Source organism: Pedobacter sp. 01T416_2, from assembly GCF_056398925.1.
The window spans coordinates 1-3,362 of the sequence record NZ_JBFTQI010000661.1; the positions used below are offsets into that span (position 1 = coordinate 1).

A 3,362-nucleotide genomic window follows, 5' to 3' on the forward strand; every position below is an offset into this window, starting at 1 on the left:
GTACAGCCCAATGTTAAATAGCCCTGATGGAAGTGGATCCCGATTTAAGCACTAGTTTTTACTTTTTTTATTGTGTGATTGCTTGTTTCACAGGTTTCATCGGGGGAAACGGACAGCAGGACCGAAGCCAGCCCAAGGATTACAGCCCATGCGCTCCAAAAAACCTTTCAACTCCAAACTAATCCCCTTCTCGTTCTCTTTTAGAAATCCAAACTTCGGACTAATCCATAAAATAGATTGCTTCACGCCACCTCACAACCCCTAGCCTTCGGTTCGCAATGACGTTCCGGCCTCCAAACTCCAAACGCTCAACTCCAAACTAATTAACTTCCCAGTTCTCCAACATATTGATAAGTATTCAGTTGCACTCCTGTAGGCGTAGTTTTCGTGCTCACAAAAGCCAGTTCCCGCGCATTGGCGGTTTCAGAAAAGAAACGTTTGCCCGTGCCCAGCAATACCGGGTATACCATCAGCACAACCTCGTCAACCAGTCCATGTTCCAATAACACAGCAACCACAGTCGAACTTCCATACACGATCAGGTCAGGGCCTTCTGCTGATTTGAGGTCGCGAATACGCTTTACGATGTCAGTGCCTAAATCTTCAACAGGTCCCCATTCGAGGCTGTCGGGCCTATGAGTGGCCACGTATTTTTTGCCGTTATTTAAACTGTTCGCCATCGGATTATCTCCAGCCTTTGGCCAGTACTGGGTCCAGCTATCGTAGGTTTTGCGGCCTAACAACAGATCGATGTGAGTACCCTGCGCCTCCAATACTGCTGCTAAACCTTCCAGGCTCCGGTAAGGTGTTGTCCATCCGCCATGTGCGAAATCCTCGCTGTTTTCGTGCTGCATCACGCCATCAAGCGAGATATGTTCCATTATTTTGATCTTTCTCATCTAATTTTCTATTGATTTGATGATGATAAAGTTACAACAGAAGAGCAACGCGCATGAGGGGCAATCGTGACAATAACGAGGCGTTTTTATGACCTTTTGCATTTGATATAAGATGGTTACCGGAGTATCTTCCATTTTTACCGCTTACAAGATCGTTATTAGGGTGTTATAACTTATACGGCCTTATATTTCTTATATGGTTAAGTGCTTAGTTGTTTAACAGAAAGCCAATTGGAAGTGGTAAAGGATTTGGAAACGAGTGGTCCTGTACTTTTCGGGCAACGCAGCCCCGCCATTCGCTACAATCTTTTTGTTGCTGTTATCCTGAGCTTGTCGAAGAAGCAACAAAAAGGATTTCTGCTACTGTCAGGTTTATTGAGGAGGGCTTGTAGCTTTTGGCAAGGTTGAATAGCGATTGTTATATTCATATGCCTTTACCGTTCCGATTGATGAACACTAGCTGGTGATAAGTTAACAGTAAACTGTCAATTTAAAACTGTAAACTTAAACCCCTAACTTGTGGCAACTAAATTAACAAGCATGCTCATAGATTTGATACCAGTAATTGAAATCGGATATAACAATCAGGGGCTAGCTGCACCAGACAAATTTCCTTATTGGGAGCATCCTGAAATTTGGAACGCTTATCATCAAGAATGCTTTCGAAAAGCGGGTTTTAATGATAAACTGACGCCTTATTTAAAAGGTTTTCCATTCTATAAACTCTCAGAAATTACTGATAACAACTTAACCAAACTCGTCATTGACCATACGCAAGAAATGAGAGATGGAAAATATGAACGACAACAGGCTGCAACATTTTTTGGCGGTTATGTTTTGAATATTGATGGGCAAGACAAATATTTTCCTCAATGTTGCGGAGGCCTGAGTGATATCATGTATTGGGACAGACTTTCAATGCTACAAAATACTTATTACGAAGGACACCCTGCCCCACAGATCAAATTTGATGGCGACAATATCGTATTTGATTTTTCGGTTGACGAATTTGATGAACCCTTCCAACCTACACCACAAGAAATTACGCTGTCAATTGATCGACATGAACTCAAAAAAGCAGTTGAAAAAGCTAAAACAGCACTTCAATATTTTGAAAAACGTCTTGATAAAATAAATGATATCGAAAAACTAAACATTGAAAACATTGGCGGACTTTTAATTTGGAACGATTAAAACTACTGAATAAGATATTAATAGATAAGTGCCCCACAAATCACAGAGATATCCCCATTCTAGCTCAAGTCTTAGCGCTCCGACCCAAGTAAAGGCCAGACTTGTGCTTTAAAAGTCTCAAATGAATCTATCTAAATTTCGGAAAGCATAAGTTCACAATGTCCTTTATACAAGACCGAAGCCAGTAGCGCTAGCACTTCTTGATTTAGTTGCACCAAAGTTTAAAAATTCTTTATCTTGTTGCCACTAAATTATACGAGATCTTAAAAACATGAAATCAAAATTGCCTTTGTTTCCTGCCATTCTGTTGGCAACATTTTTAATAAGCTTTACAAGTACAAATGAAATTACACCATGTTATATTTCATTTAAAACGGCAACGAACCTTACTGCTGCCAGTGCAGACAGATTGCCAGAAAGTTCAGAAAAGGTAAGGATTCTACCAACGGCTGCTGGACAAGTTCAAGTAACCAGAACAGATGGTTATAGAATATTGTACAATAACAACAAGAAAGCTCCATTCGTAAACTTGAAAGTTGAACTTTCCGAACAAAAAGCATATAACCAGGACAAAAAGAACCTTATTGATAATCTGAAATTTTTAAACTCACATACAACGGGTATGGAAACTAAAGATTTGATCGAACTTGAGTTTAATGGCTTTAAAGTTTACGGACTCAGCAGAGCAACAATAGAAACAGGCAGCACCTTAGGAACATTTATTATGTTTCCAGGAAACGGTGTAACGGTTTACTTCTACTTTAACAATATGAAACCGGAATACAGAAATTTTGAGAGTGTTGGCGACTATAAAAAACAACGCGACCGGTTTATGAATGAGTACACCAAATACTTAAAAATCTGCAAGGAAAAATAAGCGCGATGATAGAAACCAAACCTAAACTAACACTATGAGTTGGGACATTGTAATATTTAGCTCCAGGCAAAAAATAAGTGCTATTGAAGAAGTAGACGAAGAATTACTTGTAGCAATAGATTTCAACATTATTTTAGAAAAGCACTTTACCAACATTACTACTAGCGAAAATTGGAGAGAAATAAAAGGCGAAGGATACGTTGTAGATTATATTGTTGATACCGAGCCTGTAAGCAATAAAGTATTTAATCTTTATGGAGGGGCCGCACTTTTTGAGTTAGTAAGAGTTGCTAAAATTTACGACTGGCAAATATTCAATATGGGAAATGGAGAGATGCTAGACCTTGAACATCCTGAAAAAAATGGGTACAGCAATTTCCAAAGTTATTTGC

General features: G+C 39.3%; 4 protein-coding genes. 3 read left to right on the plus strand and 1 reads right to left on the minus strand.

What is annotated here, in order from left to right; all coding sequences use genetic code 11:
• Positions 1-323: 323 nt before the first annotated feature.
• Positions 324-899: a dihydrofolate reductase family protein gene (locus AC1DPQ_RS22000; RefSeq protein ID WP_477584623.1), complete on the minus strand. Its 576-nt coding sequence runs from the start codon at positions 897-899 to the stop codon at positions 324-326.
• Between the two features lie 519 nt (positions 900-1,418).
• On the opposite strand from AC1DPQ_RS22000, the gene AC1DPQ_RS22005 reads away from it, so the two are divergent.
• From AC1DPQ_RS22005 to AC1DPQ_RS22015, 3 genes are all read left to right on the plus strand, one after another.
• Entirely contained in the window at positions 1,419-2,093 is a 675-nt protein-coding gene (locus AC1DPQ_RS22005) for a hypothetical protein (RefSeq protein ID WP_477610877.1), read from the plus strand.
• Between the two features lie 271 nt (positions 2,094-2,364).
• Entirely contained in the window at positions 2,365-2,970 is a 606-nt protein-coding gene (locus tag AC1DPQ_RS22010) for a hypothetical protein (RefSeq protein ID WP_477584625.1), read from the plus strand.
• 34 nt (positions 2,971-3,004) lie between these two features.
• On the plus strand, positions 3,005-3,362 hold a 358-nt coding region (locus tag AC1DPQ_RS22015), incomplete at its 3' end, for a hypothetical protein (protein WP_477610878.1).

Coding starts and splice junctions, on each gene's coding strand:
- AC1DPQ_RS22000 (WP_477584623.1), bottom strand. CDS start 899: ATGAGAAAGATCAAAATAATGGAACATATCTCGCTTGATGGCGTGATG.
- AC1DPQ_RS22010 (WP_477584625.1), top strand. CDS start 2,365: ATGAAATCAAAATTGCCTTTGTTTCCTGCCATTCTGTTGGCAACATTT.